The organism is Candidatus Aeolococcus gillhamiae, from assembly GCF_016464765.1.
Classification (GTDB): Bacteria; Chloroflexota; Dormibacteria; order Aeolococcales; family Aeolococcaceae; genus Aeolococcus; species Aeolococcus gillhamiae.
Genome location: NZ_JAEKNS010000119.1, coordinates 1 through 14,491 on the forward strand (window position 1 = coordinate 1; position 14,491 = coordinate 14,491).

Sequence of the window (14,491 nt, forward strand, 5' to 3'; positions counted from 1 at the left end):
TCGCGGTCCATGCGCAACAGGCGCAGCGTCGGAAAGCGCTCGTGCACCTCCACCTCGAGCCGCTCCGTGCCCATGCCGAGCCCGCGGATGGCGGTCGAGCCGCAGCTCGGACAGATGTCGGGCAGCGGCCGCGACGCGTACTTCACCATCTACGACCGCTTCGCCAACCACGAGGCGGACTGTCTGATCGGGACGCAGATGGTGGCCAAGGGCTGGGACCTCGGCAACGTCCGCCTGGTGGGCATCGTCAACGCCGATGTCTCCCTGCACTTCCCCGACTACCGCAGCGGCGAGTCGACGTTCTCGCTGCTGACCCAGGTTGCCGGCCGTGCCGGCCGCGGCGACGAGCCGGCGCGCGTCATCCTGCAGACGTACAGCCCGCAGCACTACGCGGTTCGTCATGCCGTCACCCACGACTACCTCTCCTTCGCGCGCGAGGAGATCCGGGTGCGTCGCGCACTGCATTTTCCGCCCTACACGCGCCTGGTGGTATGCACCGTCAACCATCGCGAGGATGCCCGCGCTGAGATCGAGGCGCGGCGGGCGTTCGCAGAGGTGTCTGATAAACTCGGCGCCGGATCGGGCCTCGACGTCCTCGGGCCGACTCCCGCCTTTCTCCACCGCCTGCGCGGGGAATATCGCTGGCAGATCACGGTTCGAGGTGAGGCGATCGAGAGGGCCTTCCCGCACCTGCCGCGCGGACGCGGCTGGAGCATCGACGTCGATCCCGGAGCGTGAGGTGAATCGTGGCAGTGCTCCCCATCGTCCTCGCCGCTGACGAGGACCCCATCCTGGTGACCAGGGCCAACCGGGTCCCGCGCGTCGACGACGCGATTCGCAAGCTGATGGACGACATGGTCGAGACCATGATCGAGGCGCACGGTGCCGGCTTGGCGGCACCCCAGGTTGGTGTCCCCTTGCGGGTCATTGTGCTCAAGGTCGACAACCAGCTCTACCAGGTGGCCAACCCCGAGATGGTGCGCTGTGAGGGCGAGCAGACCGGCGTCGAGGGGTGCCTCTCCGTGCCCGGCCTGATCGGCGACGTCACCCGCTGCCAGCGCGTCGTCGCCAAGGGACTCAACCGCCACGGCAAGGAGATTCGCGTCAAGGGCGACGGCCTGCTGGCGCGCGCCATCCAGCACGAGGTGGACCACCTCGATGGGATCCTCTTCACCACCAAGGTGATCGAGGGCACGCTGCGCAGCTGGGACGCGGCGGACGTGGACGCCGAGCAGCTCGAGGGAGAGTTGGTCGGCTGACAGCGGCCGCGGCGGCCTCGCCGGCACTGTGATGCGCATCGTCTTCTGTGGCACAGCCCACTTCGCGGTCCCCTCGCTTGACGCCCTAGTGGTCGAGCACGAGGTCGTGGCGGTGGTCACGCAGCCAGACCGCAGCGGCTCACGCGGCCGCCCGGCGCCGCGCCCGGTGGGTGAGGCGGCGGAGCAGCTCGGCCTGCCAGTGTTACGCCCCGAGCGCATCCGCGCGCCGGAAAGCGTCGCGGAGGTCCTCAGCCTTCTTCCCGACGCCTTGGTTGTGGCCGCTTATGGCCAGATCATTCCGGCCGCACTTCTCGATGGGCCTGTTCACGGAGGCGTCAACGTGCACGGCTCACTGCTGCCCCGCTGGCGAGGGGCGTCGCCGGTCGCCGCGGCTATCCTGGGTGGCGACATGCGCACCGGCGTGTCGATCATGCGCATGGATACCGGCCTGGACACCGGACCTGTCTACGCTGCCAGCGAGACGGAGATCGGTGTCGATGAGACGGCACCCTCGCTGACCAGCAAGCTCGCGGCCGCGGGCGCGCGCCTGCTCATCGAGGTCCTCTCGAGCCTGGAGGACGGCAGCATGGCCGCGGTGGCCCAGGACGAGGCGCAGGCGACGTACGCGCCGCGGCTGCGTCGTGAGGACGGCACCATCGAGTGGACCTCGATCGGCGCAGTCGACCTCGACCGACGAGTGCGGGCCCTGCAACCGTGGCCAGGGGTGACGGCGCCCCTCGGTGGCCAGCCGGTGCGCCTCCTTGAAGGAGCACCGGCTGGGTCCAGGCCTGCAACCGCGCCACCCGGCGAGGTGCTCGCGATGAGCGGTGAGGCGGTCGACATGGCCACCATGTCAGGGGTGTACCGGCTGGCCCGCGTGCAGCCTGCGGGCCGCCGTCCGATGACCGCGGCGGCGTACCTACGCGGCCGCCGCGCGCAGCCGGCTCCGGGATGACCCGCACCGCGACAACGGTCAACCCGGTGCTGGCGCGCAATCGCCAGGCGACCCACGAGTACTCGATCCTCGAGACGTTCGAGGCAGGCATCGAGCTCACCGGGACAGAGGTCAAGGCGCTGCGTGGTGGTCGTACCCAGCTTCGCGAGGGCTACGTGCGAGTCGAGAGCGGGGAGGCCTGGCTGCTCGGGGTCAACATCGCCGAGTACGCGCAGGGAAACCGCCGCAACCACGAACCGCAGCGCCGCCGCCGGTTGCTCCTCCACAGGCGCGAGATCGAGTACCTCGGCGCCAAGGTCGCCCAGCAGGGTCTGACCCTGATCCCTTTACGCATCTACCTCAAGGGCAACCGCATCAAGCTCGAATTCGGCCTGGCCAAGGGCAAGAAGCTGTGGGACAAGCGCCAGGCGATCGCAGAACGTGACGCCGGCCGCGACGCCGAGCGCGTCACCGCGCGAGCGCAGCGCCTCTGACAGGCGAGGCGGCAGCAGCAGGGCGCAGGGCGCGGAGCATCACCACCAGCAGCGCGGCGGCCAACACCGCGGGCAGTGAGCACGCCTGCAGGAAGAGCCACCACGCCGGGCCGGTGGCGACGGCGCCGATGCCCGAGACGGTCAGGGCCGCGATGGCGGCGCCGCCGACGACGCCCACTCCGATCAGCGCGGCGGTACTGGAGCCCACCAGCGCGCGACCGAGCCGTCCGCGCTCGCTGGCCAGGCCGAGGGCGGCGGCGATGGCGACGAGCAGGTGGACGTAGACCGGGTACCAGGCGATGCTCCCCACGAGCAGCATCACGGTAACCCCGCACGCGAACTCCGCACCACGCTCGGCGCGCGTGCGCTGCCGGCTGCTCACGGCGAACCACAGAGCGCCAACAGTGACGAGGGAGAGCAGTGTGGCGACGCCGTGCAACCAAACCGACGGTGCATCGACCGTCAGGACGGAGTGCTGTGCGAGGCGATTGACCACGCCATTCCATGTCTGGTTGTAGATCCAGCCGTTGTCGCGGTTGAGAACAGGCAGAACCGACGTCAGGTAGTGACGGGTCACGGGCCAGCCCAGGGCACCGATGCCGATTGCCACAGTGGCTGCGCCCGTGGCCACCCCCGCCAGCGCGGCGCGCCACCAACCGCGGCGCACAAGGACAAGTAGCAGGACCACCGGGGCGATCTTGATGCCGGCCGCCACGCCGAGAATGACGGCGCATCGCGTTCGATGTCCCGACAGGTAATCCGAGAGCGCCAGTGCGAGCAGCAGGAAGATGACGGTGTTCATCTGCCCGTGCCAGAGGTTGTAGGTGGCCGGCGGGAAGGTCAGCGCCACGAACACGGCGATGCGCACGCGCGGCCAGGTGGCCGGCAGCAGCGCGCGCGCAGTGATCACCGCGCCGCCGAGGAGCGCCCCAAGCGCGATCCACAGCCAGACCAGCTCCTGCCAGCGCGCCGAAAGGAACGCAAGCGGGCGCAGCACCACCGCCGCAAACGGCGGGTAGTCGAACCCGGTCATGACGATGGTGGCGCCACCGAAGGAGGCGTACGGGCTCGTGCCGTTGGCGACGGCGTGGGCGGCCCCTGAATACGCGCCGAAGTCCTCGAACACTCCCGCGAACGAACCCGTCAGCGGCTGCACGATGAACGTGTAGGCACCCCCGATCGCGGCAGCTACCGCGCCAACGCTCAACAGCAGCTCGATCAAGGATCGCCAATCGCGGCTAGATCGCTTGGCTCGCGGCGCGGACCGCCGCCGGGTCATCACCGACACGCCCGCAAGTGTCGACGTTGCCGAAGCACTCGTCGTCACGTGTGCTCGACCGTTACCCAGACGCGACGGTGATCGACGGGCGAAGAACTCGGGATGGGCGGCATCGCGGCGAGAGCATTGCGAGCAGCTCCGAAGCGCCCGCGAGCACCAGCGACCGGAGCGATGTCGCCCATCCCGAGTTCCTTGATGGCTCCTCAGAAGGCAGCGCGACGGGATGCTCGGACAGGCGGCTCGTCGAGCTCGGGCGCCGGCTCCTCGACAGCATGCGACGCGATGATCGGCCGGTTGGCTCGGGTGTCGGGGACGACCTGGGCGACGAGCTCGTCGATGGCATGGCGCAGCTCGCGCAGGCCGGTTGCTTTGGCCGCGGAGATCAGCAGCGGCTCCATGCCGGCGACCGCGCCGAGCCGCTGGGCGACCTCCTTCGCCTCTGCGGAGTCGAGTCGATCGACCTTGTTCACCGCAAGGATGGCCGGCTGATCGCAGCCCATCTCGTCAAGCGTCTCGAGGACGGTTTGGAGCTGGGCCTCTGCGTCGGGGTGCGAGGCGTCGACGACGATTGTGAGCAGGTGGGCCTCGCGCACCTCTTCGAGCGTGGCGCTGAAGGCTTCGACGAGCTCGTGCGGGAGCGATTGGATGAAGCCGACCGTGTCGGTGACGATGACGCGGCGGCCGCTGGACAGGCCGAGCAGGCGCGAGGTGGGGTCGAGGGTGGCGAACAGCAGGTTGTCGGCGAGGACGGTGGAGTTGGTGAGCTGGTTGAGAAGTGTCGACTTGCCGGCGTTGGTGTAGCCGACCAGCGCGCAGGACGCCAGTGGCACCGCGGTGCGCGCCGTGCGGCGGGTGGTGCGCTGTCGCTGGATCTCCTTGAGTCGCTGGCGCAACCTGCGCAGCTTCTGGTTGATGAGGCGGCGGTCGACCTCGATCTGCTTCTCACCCATGCCGCCGCGCATCCCACCCGTGCCGACACGACCGCGCTGCCGTTCGAGGTGAGCCCAGCCGCCCGCGAGGCGCGAGAGCTGGTGTGCGAGCTGGGCCATCTCGACCTGTACCCGGCCCTCGGCACTGCGGGCGCGCCGCCCGAAGATGGCCAGGATGACGTCGGTGCGGTCGAGCACCGGCACGCCCCATGTCTCCTGCAGGTTGCGCTGCTGGCGCGGTGAGAGCTGGTCGTTGACCAGCGCAGCCGGGCTGCGGAGTTCCTCGATGCGAGCCCCGAGCGCCTCGACGGTGCCGGAGCCGAAGAACGTGCCCGGATGCACCTCGCGCAGAGGCACGGCGGCGCGCTCGACAACAGTCGTCCCGAGTGTGCGTGCCAGCTCCTCGAGCTCGTCGAGCTCGATCTCGGTCTGTTCTCGCCGCGAGCTCCGCTGGAACGAGCCGGCGATGAGCACCCGGGTCAGCGCCGTGCCCAGGACGGGTGCGGAGGCCGCCCCTCTCTGTCGTGCCATGTCCGGTTAGCCTATTCCATTGCCGTCAGCCACGCTCTGGGATCCTCGCAGTCATGAGTGCTCGAAATCGACCTGTGCGGGTGGCGATCGAAGCCACCGAGAAGCGCGCCTTCGCGAGCGCCGTCGACTGGCCCGGCTGGTCGCGGACCGCCAAGACCGGCGAGGCCGCCCTCCAGGCGCTCGCTGAGCACGCGGAGCGGTACGCAGTGGTGGCGGCCCAGGCAGGACTCTCATTTGCGCCAGGGGAATACACGATCATCGAGCGTGTGCGGGGAACGGCGACGACGGACTTCGGCGCGCCGGACGTTCCCACCGCCGCCGAGCGGCAGCCGCTCACGAGCGCGGACGCGCATCGCATGGTGAAGCTCGTTGAGGCCGCCTGGGCGGTTCTCGACCGTGTCGCGCGCGATGCTCCGCCGTCGCTGCGCAAGGGACCGCGCGGCGGCGGCCGCGACCGCGACGCCATCGTCGAGCACGTGCTCGCCGCCGAGCACGCCTACGCGCGCAAGCTGGGAGTCAAGGTGGCGGCCCCTCACCGCGGTGAGAAGACGGCGATCGCGACCATGCGAGGAACGATCGTCGAGGTGCTTCGAGATGCGCGCTCCGCTGACGCGCTCGTCGAGCGCGGCTGGTTGCCCCGATACGCCGCGCGACGCATCGCCTGGCACGCGCTCGACCACGCTTGGGAGATCGAGAACCGCAGCCAGGCGTGAGTCAGGAGCGGCGACGGACCGCCGCCGCCGGCGGCGGCGGCAGGTCGGCGATGCGGCAGGGGATGTCCTCGTCCTCGTTGATGTGATAACTGGCGCAGATGCGGTGGTAACCGTCAGCCACGGTCAGCATGCGGTCGTGGTACAGGCCGCCACGGACCAGCAGGACAGGCGACAGTTTCTCGCCCTTCTTCACCTTCTTCAGGTCCTTGTTCATCTCGCCGTCGTCAGCCGGCAGGAGCGGCAGCCCGCTGGCGCGGAGCAGGTCCTTCGCCTTCTTTGTGGTAGGCGATGCAGTGCGAAGACGGCGGACGACTGCGCGAACGGCTGCGGTGTCGAACAGCAGGCTGAGGTAGTCCGCTGCCGCCTCGAAGTCATGGGCGGCCGGTTCCCGATCCCACAGTTCCTTGGACTTGGGGCTCATGTCACATTCTCCGTTGATCCGACAGCGTCACGGCTGGGGGCGTGACTGGCCACCCTGGGCGGCACGCGTCGCCTCGGCATCGCCACCTGCACCACGCAAAATGTAGGCGAAGAGCACGGCGACAAGCGCACCGAGGAGCGGCCCGACCACGTACAGCCACGTGTGCGTGAGGTTCCCCCGCACCAGGTCCGGGGCGAAGGAGCGGACCGGGTTCATCGACGCGCCGCTCAGCGGGTCCGCCCACAAACCGGCGAGCGCGATGTAACCACCGACCGCAAGGGCTGACAGCCCCCCCACGTTCTGCGCGCTGGACGCGGTTCCGAGGATCACGCTGACCAACCCCATAGTGAGCGCCAGCTCGACCAGCATTGCTTGGAGATCGGAGACGGAGTGCCCCGGCACGGTGGCGCCGAACTTGCCGGGCGTGCCGAACACGGCCCAGAGAAAGAGGCAGGCGAGCAGGCCGCCGATCACCTGGCTGACGACATAGCCTGGTACGCGCCACCACGGGAAGTCACGGCGGAGCGCGAAGGCGATGCTGACCACAGGGTTCAAGTGCGCGCCGCCGACCTTGCCCATGAAGAGGATCACGGCCATGACCGTCAGTCCCGGCACGGTTACCGCCGCCGCTCGCGAGATGGGCATGCCGGTCACAGAGACGGCGACGCTGCTGCCCACGCCGCCAACCACGAGCAGGAATGTCCCGAGCACCTCGGCAAAGACGCGCCGCCACCACCGCGAGGTGTCGCGGAAGTCGTGGGCCCATCCCGGTTCGGCCTTGGGCTCCGCGCCCGACGAGAGATCCTCCGGGCGGACGTGTGCGGCGGTCACAGCTTCCTCACGCCCGCCGAGTATGAGCGTGCGGAGCGCCTCCCGACGGTAGGTCGCGTACGCTCAAGCGAAAAGGAGCGACTCCGATGGCACTTCTCACCGTTGGCGACCCGGCCCCGGACATCACCGCGCGCAGCCGCGACGGCACGACGCTCACGCTGTCGTCCCTGCGAGGACGCCACGTGTTGGTGTACTTCTATCCCAAGGACGATACGCCGGGATGCACGGCCGAGGCCTGCGGTCTCAACGACAACCTCACCGCCCTGTCCGAGAGCGGGGCCGATGTAATCGGCGTCAGCACCGACAGTTGGGAGTCACACCAGCGGTTCGCCGAGAAGTACGGGCTGAAGTTCGCGCTTGCGTCCGACCGTGACAAGAGCATCCGCAAGGCATATGGCGTCGGCAAGATGCTCGGCATCCTCCCCGCCGTGCAGCGCGTGTCTTTCCTCGTCGGACCGGACGGCAGGATCGTCCACGTGTGGCCCAAGGTCGAAGCCGCGCGCCACGCCGCCGACGTCCTTCAGGAGGTGCGCAGCCAGCGGGCTGCATAGCCGGCTGCGGGTCCAGGTGAGGACGGATCTGGAGGCGCCGGGAATCGAACCCGACGGGGGGTGTTTCAGGCCGTCGCAGCGCGTGTCAGGACGTCGATTTGAATACGCCGACCGTCCGCACACGTGTCAGGCGTTGTCAGCGCGTTGCACCGGGTTGGCTTCAGAATTGGCTTCACCCGTCGGCTGTCCTGCGCCCGGTCAGAGCCGCCTCCAGTCGGTCGGCGGCGTCTCGAAGCACTGCCGTTCGGACGTGCGTGTACGTCTCGAGGGTGACTGCGGTTGTCGAGTGCCCAAGCATCTCGCTGATTGTTTTCGGTTCGACACCAAGCGAGAACAGGAAGGACGCTGCGGAGTGCCGCAGGTCGTGGAACCGCACGCGCGGAACGCCGCCGCGGATCAGCAGCGCTTCGTACGCGCGACGGAAGCTGGTGATGGCCAATGCCCGGCCGTGAGGGCCGGTGAACACCAGGTCCGCCCCGGGCTCCGGTCCGTCCCACAGCCGTCCCGCCGCCAGCCTCTCCTCCGCCTGGCGTGCGCGCTGAGCCCGCAGGGCGACGACGGCAACGTTGACCAGAGGCAGACCTCGCTGCTTGCTCGCTCGTCGTTTTGGGGACGAGTAGATCGCGTCTGGCGACTCTTGTCCGCCCAAGGCGCGGCGCGAAGCCCTGGTGCGTGTTCGTAGCACGCGATATTCACGCCGTTCTAGATCCACATCTGTCCAACGCAGACCGAGGAGCTCGCCTCGTCGTCGGCCGGTAGTGAGCGCCAGCACCCACATTGCCGCGAATGGATCCGCACCTGCAGCGATCAGAAGGCGGCCCGCCTGCTCCTCGTCGAGAGTGGTGATTTCCGTGTCTGCTCGACGCGGCACGGACACCAGGCTCGCGGGATTGCGCGAGATGAGTCCGTCGCGCACGGCGTCCGCCAACGCTCGGTGCAATGTCGTCTGGAAATGTCCGACCGTTGTCGGCGACCACCGGCCGCTCGCGAGCTTACGTCCCTGCCACGCGACTATATCGAGACGGCGCAGTCGGGACAGGCGCATATGCCCGAGATCGGGTATCAAGTGAACGCGGATGTGGCCCTCGAAGCTGTCCCACGCCGAGGGCTTGATCGTCCCGCGCATCCCCTCGATCCAGCGGAACAGGAAGTCGCGAAGGAGCACGCGGTCGTCGGGCACGTCCTCACCCTTCTTCAGTGCGGCGATCGCCGCGAACATGCGGGCTACCACGTCGGCGCGCGTCCGACCGTAGAAGTGCTTGCGGCGACCGTCGGAGAGGCTGACACGGGCTACCCAGCGCCCGCGGTAGCGTCCGACTGTTCCCTCGCCGTTGCCGCGCCTTCCTGCCACGCTTTGAAGCCTACGCCTCGCCCGGCGGTGCCATGAGGGCCGATACGTACGCCTCGAGATCCTCCACGCGGATGCGGGTGAGGTGTCCGAGTTTTACGACCTGCAGCCGGCCTCGGCCGACCTCGCGGTAGAGGCTGCTCCTGCTCACTTGCAGTCGGTCCGCGGCCTGGCACATCGTCAGGAGCAGAGGGAAGTCGGGGCGAACGAACAATGCCGCTGTCCTGTCAGAGATCGCGCTCGAGTCGGACACGTCTGTACCGGCACTCCCATAGGTAGTAGCTTTGGATGGAGAAGCGCTTCAACTCTCATAACCCTCCGCTGGGCCGGCCATCGGACACATCGAGGCGAGGGACCTCCTCGCCCTCGGGTTCGGCGGTGCTGCCCGCCTTGGCTGTCGAGCGCCACTACATCGACTTCCTACGCTTCTGAAACGCCCTCACGTCGGCTGCCGACAGCGCGAACCACTCGCTGGTCCCCAGCCGCGCGTCCGCAAACCGCCGATGCCAGTAGCTCTCGATTCCAGTGATATCGTCCGTTTCTATCTTGTGAATGACAACGTGCGGGTGAGGGAGTTGGATCGCAAACTGCCGCGACCGCTGGCCCAACCTCTTGGTCTTGCCGATCTTGTACTGGTGACCCGACTTGATGAGGTAAACGACGCCGCTGTCGGTGATGGTCTCTACCGTACGTCTGGCGTCGACGCTCACAGAGTTCTGAATCAGTGGCCAGACATCGGCACAGTCTTCCCGGCCACGACAGTACTCGACCACAATCGTCCTGACAGCATTGGTGCCACCGAAACGTCGGACAGTTTCGACGCTTGGAAAGGTCGCGTCACTCCGCCGCTCGATGCTCCAGTCGCGCCAGGTTGGGTAACGACCCAAACGGCGAGCCAGATCGACAATGCTGGCCGCAACGAAGGAGCGCGTATATGAGGCATGGGGCACATTGGGCTCGAAGCCTGCCTCGCTAAGCGCGTCACCCCACCGTGCCCAATAGTGGCTCCAGGTGTGAGGTGTTATCCCCGTTGCCTTCTCGAACGAGCGGTAGCCCAGTGGCCGACCGTCATTCGCCGCGGCGGTTCGACGTACCTCAGCTAGAATGCGTTGCCGGTCCATTATTCAGCCCGGTAGGGTACCGCGATGCTCCCCGAGATTTTCGCGCAGTAAACTCGGGCGATCGTGAAGGATGGCAGCCCGTTGGGTCAACGCGACGATCTGTTGGCGGAGATCGCCGATTACGTACTGCCGATCCTCAAGCCCTATCAACTTTCGCTGTACCTCTATCTGCTGCGGCGCAGTCAAGTAGCCGGGCACCCATTCGTTCGGGTGGGCAAGCGAACCATTGGCGTTGGTTTGGGGAAGAGTACAAGGTCTTCGCAGAGCAACTACCAGCACATCGGCGAGCAACTCAATGGGTTGGCGGAACTCGGCTTTCTTGTCATCGGTGATGTAACGCGCGAAGGGACACTCTACGAAGTTCGCCTACCTCGGGCGGTACCGGCGGTACGTGAGCTGCTGGCCCTCAGCGCCGATACCGCTCCTGAGTCCGTCGATCACTACCACTCGCCAGAACTGCGGCGAGCTCTCTTCGAGCGCGATCACTGGACTTGTCATTACTGCGCGGAAGTCGTCAATGAGAGCAACGCGACTTTGGATCACCTCGTCCCGGTTTCCGGCCTAGGCGACAACTCACCCTCCAACCTCGTCACCGCCTGTCTCGAATGTAATTCGATCAAGTCCGGTCGGACCTATGAGGAGGCGGCGGCCGGCATCCTGGCGTCTGTCCGCAGGCGCAGGCTTGCTGGTGGAACGACGCTCGACCCCGATCTCATATAGGTCGCACGCCTTCCTGCGCCGAGATCTGGAAGGTTGTCCTACGCCCTGACTGGGGCGCGGATTACAGCCGCGAAGCTGGCCTAGGGGTGGCGACTCCGTCGGCGGCGCACGTCGACAACGCGCGCAACGTAAAGGGTCCGATGGCGCTCGGTGTAGTAGACCCCTTGAGGGGGGACCGGCCAGTAGCGCCGGCCGGGGCGCACCTCCGGACCCAGTGCGAAACCGGCCTCGGCCATCCATTCCATCGTGTTCACGACGGCCTCTGCCTGCCCCGGGGCGCGCTCGTGAAGCTGCTCGAGGTACCGTAGCGCGCTGTCCGACCAACTCAGCCTGAACGGCGTCGGCAACGCTAGACGAGCTCGTCCGTGGGCGGCGTAGCGTCGGGCGGCGGCAAACCCAAACGCCGTCGGACATCCTCAGTCGAGTGCAGCTCCGACGCGGGAATCTGGCCGGCGTCGAGCCGTCGTTCGAACTCCTCGAGATCGGCGCTGAGGGCGGCGTCATCCTCCAGGAGCTCGAGCCCTTCCGCCTGGATCGGGTCAACGGGCTCGTGTCGATGGGTGGCCATGGGGCCACCGTACCACGGCCAGCAGTGACCCACTATGCCACCTCGTCGCCATCCACTCGAGCGGTCCCCGTTCGGCCATTCTGTGGTCGTCCGGCATCTCCCGGGGCGCCGCACTCACGGTCGGCGCTCCCGACCTGGTGACGCTTGAGAGCCACCATTGGCAGCGCCGACTCCGTCGAACCCCGAGGTGGTCAACGGACTCAGACGGTTCAGCTAGACTGCCGCCCCAGTGCCAATGGGACACAACCGGGTGGGGCGGGCCGCCGTACTCGGTTTGCTCGCATCCGCCATGGCTGCCTGTGGCGGCGGAACCACCTCGGGGACTCCGAACACCGCGGGTAGCGCCGTCCCCTCTGGTGGAGCGTCTGCGTCCGCGCCTGCGGCGCAGCCGACGAAGTCCCAGTACCTGGCCGGAACCGCAGCCCCAGTTTTTCCAGCAGGATCGCCGAATCAACTTGCTGTGGTCGCTCAAGCGGGCCTCACTCTGCCGGTACCGAGCGGCGGGGAACCGGTGCCGATTGCCGTGCGGAATAACACGACTCGGACGGTGACGCACGTCACGGCGTCCGGGACCGTCCACGACAGTACGGGCAAGCCCGTCGCTACAGGCTCAGACCAAGGTTTTCATCCGGCCCTTCTTGAGCCCGGGCAGTTCGCGCTTGGGTTTATCTATCTGGGCGTGGGCACCAGCGTCCCCAGCGGGTCCACGCTGTCGGTGCAGGCGACGGCGACCCCAAGTGCTGGGCCAAACACATACTTCGCCGACTTGCTGGTGACCGAGGTGAATGACACCGGTCAGCAGATCGTTGGAACGGTAAAGAATCCGCGCGACCACGCGGTTACTGCGCCGTATAGCGTCGACGTTTTCTGCGTGGATTCATCGGGCACCCTGCTAAACGAATTCGGCGGGTTCGCTGACGTCAGTACCGACCTAGCCGCCGGGGGGACCTCCCCGTTTACGGTCAGCCTCTACGGGTCGCAGTGCGCTCAGTTCCTAATCGGAGCCAGCGGGTACGACATGACAGCGGCGGGGAACTAACGAGCCGTCGGCATCAAAACGTTTCCTGGACGCTCCCGGCGAAGCCAGCTGGATCTCATGAGCCTTGAGCCGCGCGAGAGCAAGTTCTCAGTAGGCTTGCCGGAACGGCGGATCGTCAGGCTTCCTCGGCAAGATGGGCCTCGCGAGCCGGGCTGCATCAAGAATTGATTGGGCATCAATGTGATGTCGCGTTACCTCGATGCCGAATTGGGGCCATTCACAGACAAAACCTACTTCCCCGGGTGAGGGAAGTGGCCAGACCCAGAACATGGAATCGGCGGTCCACATGGTGCCGTCTTCGGACCGTACGGCGCTGCCGTGCCCCGGCTCGAGGTACCGCGTCTCTCCAGGGCGCGGGTCCATAGGTGGGCGCAGGTTGTGCGCTCTGGAGCCGTCCGAGAACTCAACGCTCAAGCGCAGGACGTCGTCTGCCAGGTCATATGGATCCTTCCCTTCTCGACCGCGGAGGCCTGCCAGTCCGAACATCGGGTCCCATACGTTCACTTCCTCGGTGAGGACCGCATAAGCGACGACCTGGAATTCGAAGCCGGTGGGGAATGCACTGAAGTGTTGGACCTGCACCGCGGCAGCGTCCGACTGAGCCAGGAGGAAGTTGATACTCAGCGGCGAACCCAAAACGCGTTCGGGCCGTCCCCACGGGTGCTGCCTGTCATCGGTGAACGTCACGTCACGTCCATTCTGCGTCTTCCGATTCGCCCGAGTGAGATCGGTGATCCCGATCAGCGTGTTGGTTCCCTCCTGACCCAAGTCACACATTTCCACCGGCCGGTGTGTTCATGACCTGATGCGTCCGATCGGCGCCCGCTCGGCGGGTGTTGTAGGACGTGGACAAGCGCGGAGCCGGCCGCACGCCGGGATGATCAGCATCGGCAACGTCGTGTCCGTCAGCGACGGCGCTCGCTACTTTCAGGAGGCCGTTGCCGAGAGCCCGGCAGACTACTACGCCGCCCGCGGGGAGGCGGCCGGGGTATGGCGCGGCCAGGCGGCTGCGGAACTGGGTCTCAACGGCCCGGTGCGCCGGGAGGACTTCGTCCGCATCCTCGACGGCCGGCACCCGACGACCGGTGACGAACTGGGGCGGCACTACGCGGCACGGAAGAACGTCGCCTTCGACGTCACCTTCTCGCTGCCCAAGAGCGTGTCGCTGTTGTACGCGCTCGGAGACGACCACATGCGGGCCATCGTGCTGCTTGCCCTCGATGCCGGAGCGACTGCGGCACACGAGTATCTCGAGGAGCACGCTGCGTGGGGTCGGATCGCCAACCCGCAGAACCGCGCGATCGAGCACGTCCGGGCGCAGCTGGTGACGGCCACCTTTGTTCACCGCACCGCCCGGCCGGTGACCCGCGACGGCGTGATCACCGTCGACCCGCAGTTGCACACCCACCTGGTCGTCGCTTCCTTTGCCAAGCGGGCAAACGGCACCTGGGGTCAACTGCACGGCCAGCAGCTGTACGCCCATGCCGCCGCGGCCGGGGCGATCGGCCAGGCGACGACCCGCGATGTTCTCGTCCGCGAACTGGGGCTGCGGGTGCGGACCAACCCGAACGGGACGTTCGAGCTCGAGGGGTTCACTCCCGAGCAACTAGCGGAGTTCTCCCAGCGGCACCAGCAGGCGAGGGCGGCCGCGGGCGCAGCCGGCGTCACCAGCTACGACGGCATGAAGGTCGCGGTCCTTGCGAGTCGGGAGTCGAAGAGCGCGGTCGCGCCGGGAACGGATCATTTCGAGCAG

General features: G+C 67.3%; 18 protein-coding genes. 9 read left to right on the forward strand and 9 right to left on the reverse strand.

Annotation, left to right across the window (positions count from 1 at the left end; all coding sequences use genetic code 11):
* The 4 genes from JF886_RS11485 to smpB form a co-directional block, all read left to right on the forward strand.
* On the forward strand, window positions 1-738 hold a 738-nt coding region (locus JF886_RS11485; RefSeq protein ID WP_337312574.1), incomplete at its 5' end, for a helicase-related protein.
* An 8-nt stretch (window positions 739-746) separates the two neighbouring features.
* Window positions 747-1,259, forward strand: a complete 513-nt coding sequence (gene def, locus JF886_RS11490; RefSeq protein WP_337312576.1) for a peptide deformylase — start codon at window positions 747-749, stop codon at window positions 1,257-1,259.
* Window positions 1,260-1,290: 31 nt separating this feature from the next.
* Window positions 1,291-2,214 carry a methionyl-tRNA formyltransferase gene (gene fmt, locus JF886_RS11495; protein ID WP_337312578.1) on the forward strand — a complete coding sequence of 308 codons (924 nt, stop codon included), beginning with the start codon at window positions 1,291-1,293 and terminating at the stop codon, window positions 2,212-2,214.
* Window positions 2,211-2,687 carry an SsrA-binding protein SmpB gene (smpB, locus tag JF886_RS11500; protein WP_337312580.1) on the forward strand — a complete coding sequence of 159 codons (477 nt, stop codon included), beginning with the start codon at window positions 2,211-2,213 and terminating at the stop codon, window positions 2,685-2,687. Before fmt ends, smpB begins: the two co-directional genes overlap by 4 nt.
* Here smpB and JF886_RS11505 read toward each other — a convergent pair.
* Window positions 2,662-3,909 (reverse strand): glycosyltransferase family 87 protein, encoded by a 1,248-nt coding sequence (locus JF886_RS11505; RefSeq protein ID WP_337312582.1) that lies wholly within the window; start codon window positions 3,907-3,909, stop codon window positions 2,662-2,664. The two genes, smpB and JF886_RS11505, sit on opposite strands and share 26 nt — an antisense overlap.
* Window positions 3,910-4,169: 260 nt before the next feature.
* A complete protein-coding gene (gene hflX / locus JF886_RS11510; RefSeq protein WP_337312584.1) occupies window positions 4,170-5,426 on the reverse strand; it encodes a GTPase HflX in 1,257 nt (418 codons plus the stop codon).
* 53 nt (window positions 5,427-5,479) lie between these two features.
* Here hflX and JF886_RS11515 point away from each other — a divergent pair, with 53 nt between their 5' ends.
* Window positions 5,480-6,139: a hypothetical protein gene (locus JF886_RS11515; RefSeq protein ID WP_337312586.1), complete on the forward strand. Its 660-nt coding sequence runs from the start codon at window positions 5,480-5,482 to the stop codon at window positions 6,137-6,139.
* Between the two features lies 1 nt (window position 6,140).
* On the opposite strand, the gene JF886_RS11520 is transcribed toward JF886_RS11515, so the two are convergent.
* Complete coding sequence (locus tag JF886_RS11520) at window positions 6,141-6,560, reverse strand: hypothetical protein (RefSeq protein ID WP_337312588.1); 420 nt, start codon at window positions 6,558-6,560, stop codon at window positions 6,141-6,143.
* A gap of 27 nt (window positions 6,561-6,587) precedes the next feature.
* Window positions 6,588-7,391, reverse strand: coding sequence for an MIP/aquaporin family protein (locus JF886_RS11525; RefSeq protein WP_337312590.1), 804 nt, complete (start codon window positions 7,389-7,391; stop codon window positions 6,588-6,590).
* Between the two features lie 86 nt (window positions 7,392-7,477).
* On the opposite strand from JF886_RS11525, the gene JF886_RS11530 reads away from it, so the two are divergent.
* The gene (locus JF886_RS11530; protein WP_337312592.1) at window positions 7,478-7,942 is read left to right on the forward strand and encodes a peroxiredoxin; all 465 of its coding nucleotides are present in this window, start codon (window positions 7,478-7,480) and stop codon (window positions 7,940-7,942) included.
* A 172-nt stretch (window positions 7,943-8,114) separates the two neighbouring features.
* Here the strand turns inward: JF886_RS11530 and JF886_RS11535 are convergent, their stop codons facing one another.
* The 3 genes from JF886_RS11535 to JF886_RS11545 form a co-directional block, all read right to left on the reverse strand.
* Window positions 8,115-9,293 (reverse strand): tyrosine-type recombinase/integrase, encoded by a 1,179-nt coding sequence (locus tag JF886_RS11535; RefSeq protein ID WP_337312594.1) that lies wholly within the window; start codon window positions 9,291-9,293, stop codon window positions 8,115-8,117.
* 10 nt (window positions 9,294-9,303) lie between these two features.
* On the reverse strand, window positions 9,304-9,468 hold the full coding sequence (locus JF886_RS11540) for a helix-turn-helix domain-containing protein (RefSeq protein WP_337312608.1): 165 nt from the start codon (window positions 9,466-9,468) through the stop codon (window positions 9,304-9,306).
* Window positions 9,469-9,697: 229 nt separating this feature from the next.
* Window positions 9,698-10,411, reverse strand: a complete 714-nt coding sequence (locus JF886_RS11545) for a GIY-YIG nuclease family protein (protein ID WP_337312596.1) — start codon at window positions 10,409-10,411, stop codon at window positions 9,698-9,700.
* 63 nt (window positions 10,412-10,474) lie between these two features.
* On the opposite strand from JF886_RS11545, the gene JF886_RS11550 reads away from it, so the two are divergent.
* A complete protein-coding gene (locus JF886_RS11550; RefSeq protein WP_337312598.1) occupies window positions 10,475-11,131 on the forward strand; it encodes an HNH endonuclease in 657 nt (218 codons plus the stop codon).
* Between the two features lie 349 nt (window positions 11,132-11,480).
* Here the strand turns inward: JF886_RS11550 and JF886_RS11555 are convergent, their stop codons facing one another.
* Window positions 11,481-11,699 carry a hypothetical protein gene (locus JF886_RS11555; RefSeq protein WP_337312600.1) on the reverse strand — a complete coding sequence of 73 codons (219 nt, stop codon included), beginning with the start codon at window positions 11,697-11,699 and terminating at the stop codon, window positions 11,481-11,483.
* A 772-nt stretch (window positions 11,700-12,471) separates the two neighbouring features.
* Here JF886_RS11555 and JF886_RS11560 point away from each other — a divergent pair.
* Window positions 12,472-12,738 carry a hypothetical protein gene (locus JF886_RS11560; RefSeq protein WP_337312602.1) on the forward strand — a complete coding sequence of 89 codons (267 nt, stop codon included), beginning with the start codon at window positions 12,472-12,474 and terminating at the stop codon, window positions 12,736-12,738.
* Between the two features lie 87 nt (window positions 12,739-12,825).
* Here the strand turns inward: JF886_RS11560 and JF886_RS11565 are convergent, their stop codons facing one another.
* Window positions 12,826-13,425 (reverse strand): hypothetical protein, encoded by a 600-nt coding sequence (locus JF886_RS11565; protein ID WP_337312604.1) that lies wholly within the window; start codon window positions 13,423-13,425, stop codon window positions 12,826-12,828.
* A gap of 190 nt (window positions 13,426-13,615) precedes the next feature.
* Here JF886_RS11565 and mobF point away from each other — a divergent pair.
* Window positions 13,616-14,491, forward strand: an 876-nt coding sequence (mobF, locus tag JF886_RS11570) for a MobF family relaxase (protein WP_337312606.1), incomplete at its 3' end; no start/stop codon positions are given.

Coding starts and splice junctions, on each gene's coding strand:
- fmt (WP_337312578.1), top strand. CDS start 1,291: ATGCGCATCGTCTTCTGTGGCACAGCCCACTTCGCGGTCCCCTCGCTT.
- smpB (WP_337312580.1), top strand. CDS start 2,211: ATGACCCGCACCGCGACAACGGTCAACCCGGTGCTGGCGCGCAATCGC.
- hflX (WP_337312584.1), bottom strand. CDS start 5,426: ATGGCACGACAGAGAGGGGCGGCCTCCGCACCCGTCCTGGGCACGGCG.
- JF886_RS11515 (WP_337312586.1), top strand. CDS start 5,480: ATGAGTGCTCGAAATCGACCTGTGCGGGTGGCGATCGAAGCCACCGAG.
- JF886_RS11520 (WP_337312588.1), bottom strand. CDS start 6,560: ATGAGCCCCAAGTCCAAGGAACTGTGGGATCGGGAACCGGCCGCCCAT.
- JF886_RS11530 (WP_337312592.1), top strand. CDS start 7,478: ATGGCACTTCTCACCGTTGGCGACCCGGCCCCGGACATCACCGCGCGC.
- JF886_RS11540 (WP_337312608.1), bottom strand. CDS start 9,468: ATGTGCCAGGCCGCGGACCGACTGCAAGTGAGCAGGAGCAGCCTCTAC.
- JF886_RS11545 (WP_337312596.1), bottom strand. CDS start 10,411: ATGGACCGGCAACGCATTCTAGCTGAGGTACGTCGAACCGCCGCGGCG.
- JF886_RS11555 (WP_337312600.1), bottom strand. CDS start 11,699: ATGGCCACCCATCGACACGAGCCCGTTGACCCGATCCAGGCGGAAGGG.